Here is a 17,499-nt window from a genome sequence, read left to right as displayed (position 1 = left end):
GCTTCCAAAGCGTCTGGCTGCCTTGACAATTGGTGTTGGTGCGCGCGTTTTTATCAGCCCGGTCGGGTCACACTCCAAGACGGGTAATTCTGTGTTGACCGGTGGCAAAACCGATGTGCTTTTGCTCCATATAAAACTCGAAAGACCAATCCCCGCCGTCACGCCCAATTCCAGATGCTTTCAAGCCGCCAAAAGGGGTCGGCAAATGGCGTACATTTTCTGAGTTCACCCAGATCATCCCCGCCTCGAGCCCGTCGGTAAATCGTAGCGCGCGCGTCAGATCGTTCGTCCAAAGATAACCGGTCAAACCATAAGGTGTATCGTTGGCCAACTGAAGAGCTTCTTCCTCGGTTGAAAAAGAGATTGAGGTCAGAACAGGTCCGAATATCTCTTCTCGCGCGATGCGCATCTGGTTGGTGGCGTTCGTAAACAAAGTGGGCCGGACAAAGTAGCCCTCGTCATCGAAAACCTCACCACCAGCGGCGATTTTTGCGCCGTCCTGTTTGGCTACTTCGAAGTACGAGGTGACCTTATTAAAATGCTCTTCGCTTATCAGCGGCCCAACTTCGGTTTCTGGGTCTAGCGGGTGGCCAACGCGGATGTTATTGACCCGTTCGATCAGCTTGGCCTCAAATTCCTCGCGGATCGTTTCCTGAACCAAAAGGCGCGAAGACGAGGTGCATCGTTCGCCATTGATCGAATAGATCATGAAGATTACTGCGTCCAACGCGCGGTCCAAATCGGCGTCTTCAAACACGATAACCGGATTTTTGCCCCCAAGTTCAAGATGATTACGCTTCAGCGTATCTGCCCCTTGTTTGGTAATCAGGCTACCTGTGCGACTCTCACCTACAAACGCGATTGCGCGTATTTTTGGATGTTCGCACAGAGCTTTACCCACCTCCTCACCATAACCATTCACGGTATTGAGTACGCCTTTGGGCAAGCCGGCCTCTTCTGCGATTTCAACCAACAACCGCGCCGTCAATGGGCTGGCCTCAGCTGGCTTGTGTACGACTGTACAACCTGCAGCCAGTGCCGGCGCAATCTTCCACGTGGAAAGCATGAAAGGCGTATTCCAAGGAGTAATGACACCTACCGGGCCGATCGGCACGCGTGTTGTAATGTTCATAAGCGTTGGAGACTTCAGGTGCTGACCATCCCGCGCTTGCACCACCTGATCCGCAAAATAGCGAAAATTCTCTGCCCCGCGCAGCGCTGCCTTGGACATGAACTTTAGCGCCTGCCCCGTATCCCAGCATTCGCACAAAGCAATTTCTTCCGCTCGCGCTTCAATAGCTTCGGCGATGCGTATCAGTATCGTTTGCCTTTCCTTCGCAGCCATATCGCGCCAATCAACAAACGCGTCCGCCGCCGCTGTCGCTGCGGCATCGATGTCATTAGTGTTACCCCTCGCAACTTGGCAAATCGTGCTTCGGTCGACAGGAGAAAAATTTTCGAAATCCCCCAATGAACCCGCACGATCCTGACCTGCAATCCGGTTCAGCACTCCGTTTGATTGGAACCTGTCCAAATGCCGATACAATTTTTTGACGTTTTGCTCTAAAGTGCTCATTGTTGCTCCTCTAGATGATCACGGATAGTGCCACATTTTGGGGCAAGGTTGGCATCGATTTCTCGCAACTCAGCTGACAGCGCGATTGACCGGATGTTCATCGCCGGTGATAGAAAAGCCCGAGCCGACTCGAAAATCCGTTCTATCACCTGTTGCTTGACCCGAGCAGTACGCCCCTCACGCAGACGAACTGATATGTCTACGAAACCGTGTTTGGGGTCGCCGTCCGCGATTGCATAATGATCCACCTTTATGGCGCGCACGCGTATTCCCGGTATAGGCAGAGCGTCGATTTGACTAGCTGAACTCCTAACAGCTTCGCACAATGCGCCAATGTCAACATCTGGCTCAAGGTTGCCAGAATAGTCGATTTGGATATGCGGCATGACACACCCTGTTTATTTTACATGTTAATCATTTTGGAAAGTAACGGAGTTTGTTCAACTGAGTCAAACAAAATACTTAACATGTGTTGTACTTTCTCGATGAACCAAAGACCATTAGCGCTTACAAGGCGCAATGCCGCTGTCAGCGTTGAGCAAACGGATCAGGCACCGCAAGAATTCAAACTGCGTTCAAACCGCAATCCAACGCTGAAAGGATGGTATTAACGTCTTCTTCGCTAAGGATCAGTGGTGGTGAAAGAATGATATTATTCCCGGATACGCGCACCATGGCGCCAGCATCGTACGCTGTTTCCTGAACCTTACCGATCACAGACTTACCGATAGGCGCTTTGCTTGTACGATCTGATACAAGTTCAAGCGCACACATTAATCCGTATCCGCCACGGACATCACCGACCGCATCGTGTTTTTGCGCAAGCCTTTTTAGCCCTTTGAACAACTGATCTCCGCGGGCTGCAGCGTTGTCTTTAACATTGAGCCTTTGTGTTTCTTTCAGACACGCGATCGCTGCAGCTGCCCCGACCGGATGCCCGGAATAGGTGTATCCCGAACCAATGGTTGCCTTGCCCGATGCGTCACTCTCAAAGACATCAGAGACTGAATCGCTGATCATCACCGCTCCAAATGGAAAATATCCGTTGGTAATGGCCTTTGCGGTAACTGCCAAGTCAGGCTGAACACCAAAACGGCGTGAACCACTCCACGCTCCAGTACGGCCGTAGGCCGTGATCACCTCATCCGCGACCAGCAGAATTCCGTACTTTGCACATATTTCGCGCACTCCGGGAAGAAAGCTTTCATGCGGCGGAATCACGCCACCTGCGCCAAGGACAGGCTCAACTATCATGGCAGCAATCGTCGACGAATCCTGAAACTTGATTTCGTCTTCCAATGCCGCCAGACACAACTGCGCCAGCTTGTACGAGTCCGTTTCCCCAAACGGGTTGCGATATGTGTAAGGCGAAGGAATGTGGTGGCAACCCGGCATCAGCGGCTCATACTGAATGCGGAAATTCGGGTTTCCGTTAACCGATGCGCCCAAAGTGTGCGTTCCGTGATACCCCTTTTTCAGACTCAAAAATTTAACACGGCCACTCTCGCCCCGAACTTTGTGGTACTGTCGGGCAAGGCGTAACGCGATTTCCACGCCATCTGATCCTCCCGAAGTGAAAAACGCGCGGGAAAGGCCGTCAGGGGCAAAAAATTCACGAAGCATCCAACTGAGTTCAATCACCAGATCATTAGTGGTGCCGCGAAAAATCGAATAATAGGGCAGTCGATCAAGCTGTTCGGTGATGGCGTCTTTTATCGGTTGGCAGGAATAGCCAAGATTCACGTTCCATAAACCCCCAACACCATCAATGACAGTACGACCGTCAACGTCCGTGATGGTGACGCCCTCACCCCCAACAATGATTTCAGGCGGATTTGCTAAGCTGTCCGCCGGATGCGCCATAGGATGCCACAGGTGGCGTGCGTTGTTTTCTTTAAGGAAATTACTGTCCTTCATAACATCACCTGTTTAGCAGTGGTTTCTTCGCCCCATCCTGACGGCAGACTCTGAAAAATTTTTGGGAAAACACCGCCCAACGCGGTGGAGGCTCGGTCTGCTTCTTGTAAAAGCATCAGGGCAATATCGCGAAGTTTGAGAGGGCTGATGCGAGCGCTTGGCACTGCGACCGCCAGAGATCCGACAACTCTTCCCCCATCGCCGAAAAGCGGGACGCCCACTGAACTTACCCCTTCATCGAATGTGCCTGTAACGGTGCAAACGCCGTATTGGCGCACCATCCCTATTTTGTCCCTAAGCACAGCGGGATCAGAAATTGTCTGGTCTGTGTACTTTGACAGCGGTCTGGCCATGACCTTCGTCCGCAAGTCATCCGGGCAAAACGCCAATACCGCGATTCCCGAAGACGTGGCGTGCAGTGGCAACATTTCCGCAATGTCGAAATTCACCTGAACCCCATGTAAACACGGGTCCGCATGCGCCACCGGAGATAAGGCCTCGCCCTGCAGAAGGCTGGCATGGGCCAGTTCTCCGACCTTTTCTGACAACTCAAAGACGATTGGTTGCAACAACTTGCGAACTGGAAACAAAGTTTCACGCAGCGCCGACAAACGTAGCAAAGCCGGACCCAACCGGTACGCGCGGGTCATTGGATGCTGTTCCAGATATCCGTTTTCTGCAAGTTCAGTCAGGTGGCGATGCAGGGTCGCTTTGTCGCGTCCAGTGATGCGCACAAACTCACCAAGTCCGATCTCGGCTCTGTCGCGGTCGAAAAGCCCAAGCAACTCAAGTGCTTTTGTTATTGTACCCATCTAGCGCATCCCGTTCTCAAAAAAGGCTGCTACTTCGTTTGCAAAGACCAGTCTATCTGCGGAACCGGCTTGCAATGACAGACGCGCCTTGTTCGTGACATCTTCGCCAAGATAAGAAGCGTATTCTTCGACAAGGTCGGTCACGAACTCATGGGTCATCTCAGGATGATGTTGAACAGTGAAAACGTGATTGCCGATGGCAAATCCGGCAATCGGGCAACCCGCGCCTTCGAAGATACACTGTGCACCGTCCGGAAGCGCACCCACCTGTTCGATGTGAGAACCGTAAAGATAAATAGTTTCGTTCTCGCCAGACCAGTTCGTCTTAGCCACGCGATGCATTTCGATCCGTCCGTGCGCCCAACCGTCGGGGTTTCGCACAATCGGAGCCCTCAGTGCTTTGGCGATTATCTGATGCCCGAAACAGGCACCAAACAGAGGAGTTTTCCGAGCTATTATCTGTCGGATCAAGGTCTCCAACCGGAGCATCCAGGGCTCATTTTCAGTGACAGAGGACGGGCTACCCGTGATCATCACACCATCGAATTTTGAAATGTCTGCCGGGAATTCGCCCTTACAGACCCAAAATGCAGTTACATCCCAATCCGGTCTCACTTCATTGATCAGATTTGCAAATGCGGTGTCATCCATCGGGCGAGCCAACGCAAAGGCACTGAAATCGGTATTTGTTACAAGGGTAGCTATTTTCATCTCAGACAAACCACACATAGAAGTCCAACAGAGCGTCGGGTTCCAGTTCGCGCGTTTTGCGGAATTCCCGCTCCTTCATGAAAGCATGATTTTCTACCAGTTCGCGTCCTACTGCATCGACCAACGCGGTATCAGCTTGTAGGTCCTGAATAGCTTTGCGCAGGTTCGGTGCCGTTCCGACCCGGGCATCAACAGTGTCAAATCCATCGCCTGTCTCGATTGGTGGCAGGGTTAGCTTGCTTTCGAATCCAAGACGAGCTGCCTGCAGAACCGCGGCTGCGGCCGTATAAGGGTTCGCGCTGGCGTCGGCCATACGATGCTCTAACCGCGCTTTTGCTCCGCCTTCCCCAGACACCCGTGTGGTTACGCCGCGGTGATCACCCCCCCAGTTTTTCCAGTAACCGGACAGAGTCGAAGGCTGCAATCGACGGTACGACCCAGCGGTAGGCGCAATTAGCCCAGCCAAACCTTCGTGATGGTGAACCAATCCTGCCAGGCACCCTCGCGAAAGGTCGTTCAAATGATCCGGACCACCGAGATCTCCTGTGGCCAACGCGTTACCGCCTTCGGCATTCTGGAACGAGAAATTGATATGCATGCCGGATCCACCCAGTTCAGACAAAGGCTTGGGTAGGAAAGTCAGTACAATCCCGTGATCCAAAGCGACTTCTCGGGCCATTTGTCGGAACAAAACTATGTCATCCACGGCTTTCAACGCGTCGTCGAAAGTCAATGTGTATTCAAATTGCGGACTGTCATATTCTGCGGTTATCAGGTCCAGCCGGAACCCCAATTCCAAGGCTTTGTTCCAGATGACGTCATTTATCCGTATTGGATCGGAAAATGGTCCAGTGCCATAGACTGTCCCGCCAGGAGCGTCATATGGGCGCAACCGCCCGTCCTCGCCCCCTTGCAAGGCATAAGCCTCAAGCTCGATGCCAAGCATTGGTTTAAGCCCGTGTTTCTCCCAATCCCCTATGGCACGTTTCAAGGCGCCTCGCGGACACAGGGACAAAGGCGTTCCATCCGCATCGAAAAGATCACCAACGACGATTGCAGTTTCCGGCTCCCATCCTTTTCGGATATCGTCACCCCGCCACCGAAGCTCCATATCCGGCGCTCCTTCGCGCACCTTGGCATGTGGCGCATCCAGCAACAGGTCTCTGTCGTAATGCACACCGAACGTGGCTCGGGCAAATCGGGTTGACGCATCGCCGATCTTGCTGGCCGGCATGTACTTGCCCCGTGGGATCGACAGGTGGTCAATAAACAAGGCGCGTAAACGGTTCGACATGGTGATCCTATTGCAATGTGACGCTGACGGGCATCCGTTTGATGCCGTTCACAAAATTTGAACGGACGAAAGCTTCAGGCCCATCGGGTTCAATCGTTTTGACCCGTTTGACCAGCTCCTCAAACAGAACGCGCACTTCGAGCCTGGCAAGATGCATACCCAGACACACGTGTGGGCCGCCCTGCCCCCAGCCAAGTTGCCGATTGGGTTTACGAGACAAATCCAGGCGATACGGACTCTCGAACATGGTCTCGTCCCGGTTGGCCGAAATGAACCAATAGAGTACTTTGTCGCCTTTTCTTATGTTCTGACCATGAACCTCGACATCCTTCATCGCAGTTCGTCGGAAATAAGTGGCAGGCGAAGCCCATCGCACGATTTCGTCAGCGGCAGTCCCCCAGACATCGCCTGACTGCAATTCTTGCAAAAGCCCCTCCTGCCGAGCGATCGCCTGAATGCCGGCTGCTATGGAGTATCGCGTCGTATCGTTTCCAGCGGCCACGAGCAGACAAAAGAAATTCCGGAACTCGGTTTCTGAAATTGTCTCACCATTTTCGTCTGGCTGAAGGATCAAATGCAGGATTCCGCTGGTGTCTCCGATCGCATTTTTTCCATCCATTAGCGTACGCGAATATTCGTAAAGTTCGGCGCCAGCAGGAGAGTTGAAGGGCATCAAACGGAACTGGTCCGTTTCTATCTTATCCACGACATAGTCGGTGAAGTCCGGATCTGAGTTGGCCATCAGGGCGTCGCCCTTATCCACAAGCCACGGCAAATCTTCGTCTGGAACCCCAAGGATCTGCCCAAGCATCCGCATTGGCAATTCTCTGGCAATTTCGCGCGTGGCATCGAAACTGCCTTTTTCAAAGGCTCGATCCAAAATTGGCCCACATAAATCGCGAATCTGGTCTTCGAAACCCGCTACGACCCGGGGCGAAAATGCTTTGGCGACCTTCATCCGCACCTTTCGATGCTCGGCGCCGTCAGTTTCCTGAAACGTACGGCGGGCCATGTACTCTTCGTAGGTTTGATCCTCCATCCGAATACCTTGCGCCGACGAGAAGGTTTCGACATCACGCACCATCTTGTCGATATCCTCGTGACGAGTGATAGACCAATATCCCTTACCCCCATCAAAGTCAGACCAGTGGCAGGGCGCTTCGCGTCGCAAACGTGCAAAGGTGTTGTATGGCGCTCCTTTGGCGAAGCTGTCATGCGAGCCGAGATCGGCGAATCCGTCATCTTCAGGAACCCACATGGTCATAGAAACGCCTCCGTCTTTGTTGTTTTTTTCGATTTTCGAAATGCCGGTGCGAACGGCCAGAAATGCGCTTTGAAAATGTATTCGATGCCTTTTTCTGCAGCGAGCGCCGGTCGATTGGCCGCCACTCTCGGCGCAGCCGCCAAATGGTCGAACCGATAATGACAAGGATCACACAGAACAGCAGGAAAGCGATTGGTCGGTCGATGAAATCCAGAGGCGTCTTTACCCGCGCCAACGAAGCGCGCAGTTTGACCTCCATAATGCCCCCAAGAACCATGCCCAGTATGATCGGGACAATCGGCATGTTCAGACGCTTAAGTACAAAGCCCAGCAACCCGAACACTGCCGCTATAATGCAGTCCATTGCAGAATTGCGGATCGAGTAAACACCCACAAAACTTAGCAGCAGAATACACATTCCCAGAAACCGGTTGGGTATTCGCGTAAGGTGGACGAGCCATCCAGTTGAGACCAACAGGAAGCCGACAACAATTACGTTCAAAACCAAAAGCGCAATGTACAACGCGACGACGAAATCCATGTCGTTCTGAAAAAGGCCCGGTCCCGGAACGACATTGTGGACATAAAAAACTGACAGCATCATGGCGGTCAGCGCCTCGCCGGGGATACCCAACGCCAACAAGGGTATCATCGCCGCGGCAGGAACTGCATTATTGGCGGTCTCGGATGCGATCAAACCCTCGGAAGAGCCATGCCCAAACGCTTTTGGGTTCTTGGAAAGCTTGCGGACCGAGGTGTATGACATGAACTGGGCGGTAAACTCCCCTACTCCTGGGATCATACCCATGACTACGCCAAAACTGGCAGCAATACCCGCAACCCGAGGATGTTTCGCCAATTCACGGAAGCCTTGGAAAAGAGAGCCGCGCGACCTGGGAAGGCGGATTTTCTCGTCATCCATGGTCAGCAACAGGAACGCTTGGGACAACGCAAATAACCCCAGCACAACGACGATCAGGTCGAACCCGCCCGCTAGCCAGCTCTGGCCGAATGTAAAACGACGTGTATAGGCGGCGGGCTCTAAGCCGACGGTGCCGATCAATATCCCGAACCCGGCCAAAGCCGCGGCAATCGCCATTTGTCCTTTGTGTGCGACTACAACAAGCACCAAACCCAACAGAGCAGCGAGAAAAATCTCTCGCGAACCGAACATAGGTGCAATCTTTGCCAGCACAGGAGAAAGAAGGATAAGGCAGACAACCGAAAAAATGCCACCCAAAAAACTGGCCGAATAGGCCAGAGATAAAGCGCGCCGACCTTCGCCCCTTAGCGTCATTGGGAATCCGTCGTAAGTCGTCAACGCGTTAACGGCAGTACCAGGAGTGTTTATTAGGATTGCGGGTATTGATCCGCCATACATGGATGAACCATAGATACCCAATAAAAGTGTCAGCCCGACAATTGGATCCATCGAAAAAGTTGCTGGTAGCAGGATCGCGATTGCAACCGCCGGACCAACGCCAGGGATCGCGCCTATTGCCACGCCGCCTATAGCGCCGACCAGTAAAGCCAGCAATACATCCCAACGGGCCAAGACATCCAAGGCGGAAAAGATCAGGTCCATCAGAGGTAAACCAGGAAGAATGTGCGTATGGAATCTGGCAGATATTCATAAACCTGCGCTCCTGGAATGTTTACGCCCAGCAAGCCCTTGAAAAGCACTACTGTCGCAATTCCAAAGGCTGCGGCCAACCCAAGTGCGGCACGGCTTCGATAACCCAACCGATAAGTCAATGTGCATGCGAACAAAATACTCATCGGCATGAAACCAAACCGCGGCACGACCGCGACGTAAATTAAAAACCAAAGCAGGTATTCCAACGGCTCGACCCATCGCCGCGCTTCGACCCAATCCAAAGCATTTGGCCGTCTGCGCCGCATCAGCCAGTAATGGGCGGCAAATCCGAGCACCATAATGACAAGCGCAATAGCAGGCCACAACCTTGGCTGACCACCGATGTTACGGGCATTTTCAGACCATTCCGTCTGATTGCCAATTTGCGACAGCAGCAATAATGAAATCGCCAGACCGGCCGCAACAAAAACAACCTGCCCCGAAGTCTTTGTTTTTACCTTTAACAGCTCTGAATTATCCATCCGGGAAGGCCTTTGATAACCGAGAGAGGGCGGCAAACCGCCCTCCAATGGGTCGAGTTTAGTTACCCAACGCGCTGCTTATTGTGCCAAGTGTCGCCTTGTCCTCGGCAATGACTGCGGCGCTTTCGTCTGCGTTCAGCCAATAAACAAGCGCTCCGGTTTCGGCTGCAAGCTGCTGTGCCCGCTCGCTTTTTGAAGTCTTTTCAGCCACCGCCGCAATTTTCTCACGCACATCAGCAGGTGTGTCCTTGGTCACGAACAAACCATTCCACAGTGAGATATCCAGCGTCGGTTCGACCTCACCAATTGCAGGCGTATCCGGGATTTTGCTAATCCGTTCACCAGTAATCGACACCAAAACTTTGACATCGTCCAAACACGGCAAGATCAACTGCAAAGTTGTATTGATGACATCTGCATCACCAGAGGCCAGCGTATTGCAGTCCAAGGCATCAAAGGGCGCGTCTCCTGCCCATTCGAAGTCTTTTATCGACGACAAGGCCTTTGTCACCTGAGTTGGCGTTAGAACGTCGCCAAAATGGCCCAAAAACACGTCGTTTTCTTTTGCGTATTCCGCTAGCTCATCCATCGTCGAATACGGGGCGTTGCCGGACGTCGCGATTACGAATGGATAAGTAAGAAAAATACCAATAGGATCGAATTTTTCGGGTGTGAGTTCAGGAATATCGATTTCATGCCCGATAAGCGACACTGCAGGTACAAACGAGCCTATCGTATAACCGTCTGCTGGTGCGTTTGCCACTTCTACCGCACCGGGGAACGGGCCACCGCCGCCGCCGGGTTTATTAACCACCGCTGCAGGAACGCCATACTCCGCTTGGAAATCTTCAGCGATCATTCGCGTCAGAACGTCCTCAAGATCGCCTGGAGGCCAAGGAACAATAAAACTTACGGGCTTTTCAGGATACTCTGCCAGGGCCGGACCAGCTAGGCCGACAGCAAGCGCGGCCAGAATGGCCTTGGTTTTCTTGGACATGTCATCTCCCTGTGATGCGCTATTTATTGGTTTATTATTTGAACCTTTAGTATCATTTATTCTGATCTAGATTCATATTCTGTCAACAAAAAAATCATGATTGACAAATGGGACATAAAAGATCGAAGGTTTTTAATACCATCGGTTCAAATATTAAACCATAGAGGCTTGAATTGGACAAATTTGAAATCGATCGAATCCGCGATCATGTCATTGCACCTGCAAAACACATCATTAATGGTGAGCGCGTTGACGCGGCTGATCGTGGAACAATGGATGTCATATCGCCCATCGATGGCCGCAAATTGACAACAATTCCGAAAGGAACTGAACAAGATGCTAAATCTGCCATCATGTCTGCCAGAGCTGCATTCGATGACGGTCGGTGGTCGGGGCTAAGCCCAGCGGCGCGAAAACAGGTCATGCTTAATTGGGCCGAATTAATTGAAGCCCAAGCTCAGGAACTGGCCGTTCTAGGTGTAAGAGACAACGGCACCGAGATTGGGATGGCCCATAAAGCAGAGCCGCTGAGTGCCGTGGGAACTTTGCGCTACTTCGCCGAGGCAATCGACAAGATTTACGGTGAGATCGCTCCAACTGCACCCGGCGCACTTGGGCTTATTCATAAACGACCTGTCGGTGTCGTCGGAGCGATCGTTCCATGGAACTTTCCATTAATGATCGGCAGTTGGAAGTTGGGACCCGCCCTAGCGGCTGGATGCACCGTGGTAATGAAACCAGCAGAGACGGCATCATTAACTCTTGTGCGGCTGGGAGAGCTGGCACTGGAAGCTGGTATTCCACCCGGCGTCCTGAATGTAGTGACCGGAGAAGGAGCAGTTGTAGGCGCAGCTATAGCCGAGTCTGAAGATGTTGACGTTCTTGTTTTTACTGGTTCAGGCAACACCGGACGAAAACTAATGGAGGCTTCGGCCCGTTCTAATCTAAAGCGCGTCTATTTGGAGCTGGGCGGAAAATCTCCCAACATAGTTTTCGCCGACGTGCCGGATTTGGATGAGGCAGCAAAAGTTTCGGCTGCTGGCATCTTTCGAAATTCCGGGCAGGTTTGCGTCGCCGGGTCCCGCCTCTTGGTTCAAAAAGACATTCATAATGCCTTTGTCGAGAAACTGGTTGCGCAGGCAGAGGCAGTGCGGGTCGGCGATCCACTTGATCCAAAAACCAACGCAGGCGCAATTAACTCTGAGCGACAGCTGGCACAGAATCTGGCCTTTGTCGAAGAGGCACGTCGCGCGGGTCGAAATATAGCGACCGGCGGTATGCGCGTCCTGCAGGAAACCGGAGGAACTTACATGGCTCCCACGATCGTCACCGGTGTCGACGCAAGCGACCGGATTGTGAGAGAAGAAGTTTTTGGCCCTGTCCTGACTGTTCAGTCTTTTGAAACTGAAGATGAGGCCGTCTCTCTTGCAAACGACTCCGATTTCGGCCTCGCGGCCGGTGTATGGACTTCGGATTTGTCCCGTGCTCATCGAATGATCGCGCGTATTCGGGCAGGTGTTGTTCATGTTAATACTTACGGCGGTGCGGATGTCACAGTACCGTTGGGTGGCGTTAAACAATCCGGTAACGGGCATGACAAATCGCTTCATGCCTTCGACAAATATCTCGACTTAAAAACCGCTTGGATCAAGCTTTGAGGAAACTGTTGATATGAACGACAAGACCATTCTGCTCGTCGGGACCTATGACACCAAAGATGACGAGCTTAACTACTTGGCCGAGACGATCCGGGCGCAGGGCGGTAAGGTTCTGACCATGGACGTCAGTGTATTGGGCGACCCGTCGAAGCCCACTGACATTTCCAAGCATGAAGTAGCCGAGGCAGGTGGTCACAGCATTCAGGAGGCCATAAACAGCGGCGACGAAAACACGGCTATGCAAATAATGGCAAAGGGTGGATCCATTCTTGCCGCACGTCTGCAAATGGATGGGAAAATTGACGGTGCGTTGGTTCTTGGCGGCACAATGGGCACTGATCTTGCATTGGACATCTGTTCGGCCCTTCCTGTAGGGGTGCCAAAGTACATCGTTTCTACCGTTTCCTTTTCCCCTTTGATCCCGCCCGAGCGGTTGCCAGCTGACGTGCAGATGATCCTTTGGGCCGGTGGGCTTTATGGCTTGAATTCCGTCTGCAAATCATCGCTTAGCCAAGCTGCTGGTGCAGTTTTAGGGGCTGCGCGCGCTGTCGAACGATCAGACAGTGACAAGCCACTGATCGGCATGACTTCTTTCGGAAAAACCGTTCTAAAATACATGGTTACCCTCAAACCTGCCCTGGAACAACGTGGATTTGAGGTTGCTGTTTTTCATGCGACGGGAATGGGAGGACGCGCATTTGAAAGTCTCGCGTCCGAAGGTCGTTTCGCTGCCGTGATGGACTTCGCGCCGCAGGAGGTCGGCAATCACCTAATGGGGTCATCTATCTCAGCCGGGGCGGATAGAATGACGGCCGCAGGATTATCTGGCACGCCTCAGATGGTATCGATCGGGTGCTATGATTTGGTAGATTTTGTAGGTTGGCAGGATACCCCAGCGAAACTTATCGGGCAGGAAACCCATGCCCACAACAGACTTTTGACGTCTGTAATGATGACCGCCGATCAACGCCGAGAAATGGCGCGGGAAATCTGTTCAAAGCTTAGCAAGGCGAAGGGTCCGACAACCTTGCTTCTGCCGATTCAAGGCGGCAACGAATGGGATCGGCCCGGTGGACCGCTCAGTGACCCTGAGGGATTGACGGCCTTTGTTGAAGAAATCCGCAATCACTGCCCCGCAAATGTGACGTTGATCGAACTAGACGCACACATAAACGATACGGCTTTTTCAGATGCCGCGCTTGAAACCTTCGACAACTGGGTAGAGGCAGGCTTCATTGACAGCGGAAGTTGAGCAAACCTGAGTTGTATTAATCAATGTCGGCGATACTGCGATAAACGCGACGCATGACCGTCGGGGTCAGATACATCGGAATCTGATAGGCACCAATGAAAACCAAAATGGGTGCCGTGACCTCAGGCGGGAGAGCGACAAAGAAAATGGCTATGTTTCGATTTCCTGCAATCAAAGAAACAGCCGTCGCTTTATCAGCACTTAACCTACCGCGAGTGAAATAAAAAACGACCAATTGTGCCCCGAAATTCAACAGGCAGGCGAAACCAATCCAAAAAATAGCGATTTTCGGGTCGATCAGCGCGGTGGAACTAACTGACGGCATCAAACCGACGACAAATACGGCAAGCGTGATTGTTGCAAGACCTTCAAGGTTTTCCAGTACTGGACGCGTCGGGTCGCGCAGAAATCGCCAACGTATAACCATCGCCGCAAGGGTCGCTAAGGAAATAGTCAGGAACAGTCGAAAAGTCGCCTTTAGCACAGAACTGATATCCCCTAATTCAGGAATCATCCAGAAGATCGGAAATGCCGTAAGCGGCAAAATCGCGGTCCCCACAACCATCAAACGCAAAGCATGTTCCGCAGTGTACCCCAGCATTAGGCACATGTTGGGGCTACCTGAAATTGATGGGGCTGCTGCCATGATTAGCAAAGACAAAAATACCGGAGAGCCGGTCCATCCAACGCCGATCCCGATAGCTGCGACGAACAAAGGAAGAGCAACCTGAAATCCCATGACCGTCTTTGATACTTGGCTCAAATCGGCCAGCGATCCCAATATCGCTGTGGGCTCCATCCTAAGGACCGTTAGAAACAGCAAAAGCCCAACCAGTGGCGGCAACAGGGGCCGCATGGGTTCGGCCAGTCCGGGCAGCAACAGCCCAGCCACCAAACCCGTCACCAACACCAGCGGGCCATGACGAGCCGATAGGCGCAGCGGGTTCACCTAATTCTACCCGCCGGGACTTTGCCGCAAGTTTTCAGGCAACCAAGTGGCCAATTCTGGGAACCAAATCAGGACAAACACCATCAAAACCATAATGAGGAACATCGGGATCGCAGCGCGAGCGATATAGCTCATTTCATGGTTGGTCATTCCTTGCATTACAAACAGGTTGAACCCGATTGGCGGAGTAATCTGCGCCATCTCGACCACTACAACAATGAAGATGCCAAACCAGATCAGGTCAATCCCAGCATCGCGTATCATCGGTTCGACCACAGCCATGGTCAAAACAACCGAAGATATTCCGTCCAGAAAACAGCCCAGGATGATATAAAATACAAGCAGCACCATCAGTAATTCGAAGCGGGTTAGCTCCCAACCGGCAATCAAATCTGCCAATCCACGCGGAAGACCAGTAAAGCCCATGGATAAGGAAAGGAACGCTGCCCCCGCCAAAATCAGCGCGATCATCGCGCTTGTACGTGTCGCGCCCATCAAGCTTTCAGTAAATGTCTTCCAATTCAGCGATCCCTGCCCCGCGGCCAACAACAGCCCGCCAATAACGCCAAAGGCTGCCGCCTCGGTCGCGGTGGCATAGCCGAGATACATTGACCCAATCACAACAGTGATCAACAGGATTACCGGCAGCAAAAACCGAGAATTCCTGACTTTCTCGGAAAAGCTAAGCTTGCCTTCGCTGTTCGGGTTCCAATCCTTGCCCAGCTTCGAATACACCGCGACGTAACCCATAAACATTGCCGCTAACACGAGCCCCGGAAGAATGCCCGCAAAGAACAGCTTTGTTATAGATTCATTGATGGTGACGCCGTAAACGATCAACGTCAAAGATGGCGGGATCATCAAGCCAAGCGTCGCGGCACCCGTAAGTGTCCCAATGATCATACGTTCCGGATAGTTGCGTTTTCTCAGCTCTGGAATAGACATCTTACCGACAGTAGTCAGAGTGGCCGCCGAGGAACCGGACACAGCGGCGAAAACCGTGCAACCGACAATATTGGTGTGAACCAACCCACCGGGCAACGGGGCCATCCAGGGGGACAACCCTTTGAACATGTCCTCAGACAATCGCGTTCGATATAAGATTTCGCCCATCCAGATGAACATTGGCAGAGCGGTGAGGGTCCAGGAAGATGACGCAGACCAGATCGTGGTTATCATTACGTCGCCGACCGGACGGGTGGTAAATAGCTCCATCCCGACCCATGCGACACCCATTAAAGCCAAACCGACCCAAACGCCGGTGCCAAGCAGCGTAAACAGAACAAAGAGAAAGAGTATGATAACAGAAAGGTTTTCCATGCTCTTACTCTCCGTGACTTTGATCGGCGAGATCGCGCGTGATGCGGTGATCACCGCGGAACAACACGTGGAGCAGATGATCCGTCAAGGCGATGGCCAGAATGACGGCACCAATCAACATGGTCGACTGAGGTATCCAAAGCGCGGTTTTGTCCTGTCCCTGGCTAATGTCGTTGAACTTCCAGCTCCAATAAACAAAGCGATAAGCGTACCAGCAGAAATACCACATTACCGCCGCACCGATTGCGAAGCACCAGATCTCGAGAATGCGCCGAACGCCTTGTGGAACTGCATTTAAAAGTATCGATACTCGAATGTGGCTGCCCCGGTTCAGCGCGTTTGCAAAGGCAAGAAATGATGCCGCTGCCATGGCATATCCAGCGTAATCGGGTGCACCCGGAAAGACCTCACCTGTCCAGCGGGCAAGCATTTGCACTACGATCAGCAAAAGTATGGCAATCAGGCTTAGCGCCGCCAAAACGCCCGCTGCGAGATACGTGAAATCCAATACTGTTCGAAGCCCTTTCAATAGCGCCATACCGTCCCCGCTTTCGATTTTGTTGGATGGTTCCGGAGCGGCAGACAGTGCCGCCGCTCCAATGCGCTGTTACTGCGATGACTGGAACGCATCGACGATAGCTTTGCCTTCGTCACCAGCGGCTTCCAACCATTCGTTTGTCATGGTCACGCCGATTTCTTTCAATTCTCCAACCATTTGGTCGGATGCCGGACCAACGGTCATACCGCCATCGCGTAGACCTTGCAAAGTGAACCCAGTGTATTCCTTTGCGCGCCAGTTGCCTGCATATTCGGCTAATTCAGCGCATGCTGTGATAACGTTTTTATTGGCGTCCGAAACACCCGACCAAACATCTGAATTTACCATCACATAGTTGCGCGGCAACCAGGCGTCGACTTCATAGAAATAATTCAGGCTTTCCCAAACTTTGCGGTCATATCCAGTTGAACCAGAAGATACCATCGCGTCGGCTACACCTGTTGCAAAAGCCTGGCTGATTTCAGCAGCTTCGATGGTCACGGGCAACATACCAGTCAACTCGGCCAAACGGGATGTGGCGTTGTTGTAAGACCGGAACTTGATGCCTTCCATGTCGGCAACCGAATTGACTTCGTTTTTGAAATACAAACCCTGCGGCGGCCACGGCACTGCATACAGCAGCGTCAGGTTTTGTTCTGCCAGCAGACTTTCAATTGAAGGCTTGGCTGCTTCCCAAAGCTTTGCGCTGTCATCGAACGAAGTCGCAAGGAACGGGATAGAGTCAAACCCGAACAGCGCGTTTTCATTCTGATGACCAGACAACAGACGCTCGCCAATTGGGGCCTGACCCGTCTGGATCGCGCGCTTGATATCCGCACCTTTGAACAGCGAACCAGAAGGATGCGTAACAATCTCAATCTCGCCACCGGTTCCCGTCGTCACGCACTTGGCAAATTCGGCACCCGTGGCCGAGTGGAAATTCGACGCCGAATAAGCCATCGGCATGTCCCATTTTTCAGCCATTGCCGGTGCGGCAGCGGTGGCGGTCAATGCGGTTGCAGCTAAAAGGCTGGTGAGTTTTTTCATCGTTTTCTCCCTACTGAATATTGACTTGCCGTTGTTTTTTCCGGCT

At 52.5% G+C, this 17,499-nt stretch carries 16 protein-coding genes; 2 read left to right on the top strand and 14 right to left on the bottom strand.

The window, feature by feature from the left end:
* Positions 1 to 67: 67 nt before the first annotated feature.
* The 10 genes from hpaE to AC2FNE_RS01320 form a co-directional block, all read right to left on the bottom strand.
* Complete coding sequence (hpaE, locus tag AC2FNE_RS01365; RefSeq protein ID WP_496804626.1) at positions 68 to 1,576, bottom strand: 5-carboxymethyl-2-hydroxymuconate semialdehyde dehydrogenase; 1,509 nt, start codon at positions 1,574 to 1,576, stop codon at positions 68 to 70.
* Positions 1,573 to 1,962 carry a 5-carboxymethyl-2-hydroxymuconate isomerase gene (locus AC2FNE_RS01360; RefSeq protein ID WP_170603913.1) on the bottom strand — a complete coding sequence of 130 codons (390 nt, stop codon included), beginning with the start codon at positions 1,960 to 1,962 and terminating at the stop codon, positions 1,573 to 1,575. The genes hpaE and AC2FNE_RS01360 overlap by 4 nt, the downstream gene beginning before the upstream one ends.
* Before the next feature lie 178 nt (positions 1,963 to 2,140).
* Positions 2,141 to 3,493, bottom strand: coding sequence for an aminotransferase class III-fold pyridoxal phosphate-dependent enzyme (locus AC2FNE_RS01355; protein WP_170603914.1), 1,353 nt, complete (start codon positions 3,491 to 3,493; stop codon positions 2,141 to 2,143).
* On the bottom strand, positions 3,490 to 4,305 hold the full coding sequence (locus AC2FNE_RS01350; protein ID WP_170476089.1) for an IclR family transcriptional regulator: 816 nt from the start codon (positions 4,303 to 4,305) through the stop codon (positions 3,490 to 3,492). The genes AC2FNE_RS01355 and AC2FNE_RS01350 overlap by 4 nt, the downstream gene beginning before the upstream one ends.
* Positions 4,306 to 5,016, bottom strand: coding sequence for a type 1 glutamine amidotransferase (locus AC2FNE_RS01345; RefSeq protein ID WP_496804625.1), 711 nt, complete (start codon positions 5,014 to 5,016; stop codon positions 4,306 to 4,308). It lies immediately after the preceding gene.
* Position 5,017: 1 nt separating this feature from the next.
* Positions 5,018 to 6,310, bottom strand: a complete 1,293-nt coding sequence (locus AC2FNE_RS01340; protein WP_170603916.1) for a type I glutamate--ammonia ligase — start codon at positions 6,308 to 6,310, stop codon at positions 5,018 to 5,020.
* A gap of 7 nt (positions 6,311 to 6,317) precedes the next feature.
* Positions 6,318 to 7,574 carry a cytochrome P450 gene (locus AC2FNE_RS01335; RefSeq protein WP_170603917.1) on the bottom strand — a complete coding sequence of 419 codons (1,257 nt, stop codon included), beginning with the start codon at positions 7,572 to 7,574 and terminating at the stop codon, positions 6,318 to 6,320.
* Positions 7,555 to 9,159 (bottom strand): tripartite tricarboxylate transporter permease, encoded by a 1,605-nt coding sequence (locus AC2FNE_RS01330; RefSeq protein WP_496804624.1) that lies wholly within the window; start codon positions 9,157 to 9,159, stop codon positions 7,555 to 7,557. The genes AC2FNE_RS01335 and AC2FNE_RS01330 overlap by 20 nt, the downstream gene beginning before the upstream one ends.
* Complete coding sequence (locus tag AC2FNE_RS01325) at positions 9,159 to 9,692, bottom strand: tripartite tricarboxylate transporter TctB family protein (protein WP_170603919.1); 534 nt, start codon at positions 9,690 to 9,692, stop codon at positions 9,159 to 9,161. Before AC2FNE_RS01325 ends, AC2FNE_RS01330 begins: the two co-directional genes overlap by 1 nt.
* A gap of 58 nt (positions 9,693 to 9,750) precedes the next feature.
* Positions 9,751 to 10,689, bottom strand: coding sequence for a tripartite tricarboxylate transporter substrate-binding protein (locus AC2FNE_RS01320; protein WP_496804623.1), 939 nt, complete (start codon positions 10,687 to 10,689; stop codon positions 9,751 to 9,753).
* A gap of 173 nt (positions 10,690 to 10,862) precedes the next feature.
* Between AC2FNE_RS01320 and AC2FNE_RS01315 the strand changes: the two genes are divergently transcribed.
* Both AC2FNE_RS01315 and AC2FNE_RS01310 read left to right on the top strand, forming a co-directional pair.
* Positions 10,863 to 12,347 carry an aldehyde dehydrogenase gene (locus AC2FNE_RS01315; protein ID WP_496804622.1) on the top strand — a complete coding sequence of 495 codons (1,485 nt, stop codon included), beginning with the start codon at positions 10,863 to 10,865 and terminating at the stop codon, positions 12,345 to 12,347.
* A 13-nt stretch (positions 12,348 to 12,360) separates the two neighbouring features.
* A complete protein-coding gene (locus tag AC2FNE_RS01310; protein ID WP_496804621.1) occupies positions 12,361 to 13,599 on the top strand; it encodes a Tm-1-like ATP-binding domain-containing protein in 1,239 nt (412 codons plus the stop codon).
* 16 nt (positions 13,600 to 13,615) lie between these two features.
* Here the strand turns inward: AC2FNE_RS01310 and AC2FNE_RS01305 are convergent, their stop codons facing one another.
* The 4 genes from AC2FNE_RS01305 to AC2FNE_RS01290 form a co-directional block, all read right to left on the bottom strand.
* Positions 13,616 to 14,548, bottom strand: a complete 933-nt coding sequence (locus tag AC2FNE_RS01305) for a hypothetical protein (protein WP_496804620.1) — start codon at positions 14,546 to 14,548, stop codon at positions 13,616 to 13,618.
* Between the two features lie 6 nt (positions 14,549 to 14,554).
* A complete protein-coding gene (locus AC2FNE_RS01300; protein ID WP_170476107.1) occupies positions 14,555 to 15,868 on the bottom strand; it encodes a TRAP transporter large permease in 1,314 nt (437 codons plus the stop codon).
* A gap of 4 nt (positions 15,869 to 15,872) precedes the next feature.
* Positions 15,873 to 16,406, bottom strand: a complete 534-nt coding sequence (locus AC2FNE_RS01295; RefSeq protein ID WP_170476109.1) for a TRAP transporter small permease — start codon at positions 16,404 to 16,406, stop codon at positions 15,873 to 15,875.
* Between the two features lie 69 nt (positions 16,407 to 16,475).
* Positions 16,476 to 17,453 (bottom strand): TRAP transporter substrate-binding protein, encoded by a 978-nt coding sequence (locus AC2FNE_RS01290; protein WP_170603923.1) that lies wholly within the window; start codon positions 17,451 to 17,453, stop codon positions 16,476 to 16,478.
* Positions 17,454 to 17,499 lie beyond the last annotated feature (46 nt).

The organism is Ruegeria sp. YKSD179 (assembly GCF_059612885.1).
This window is presented reverse-complemented; position numbering and strand designations above follow the sequence as displayed.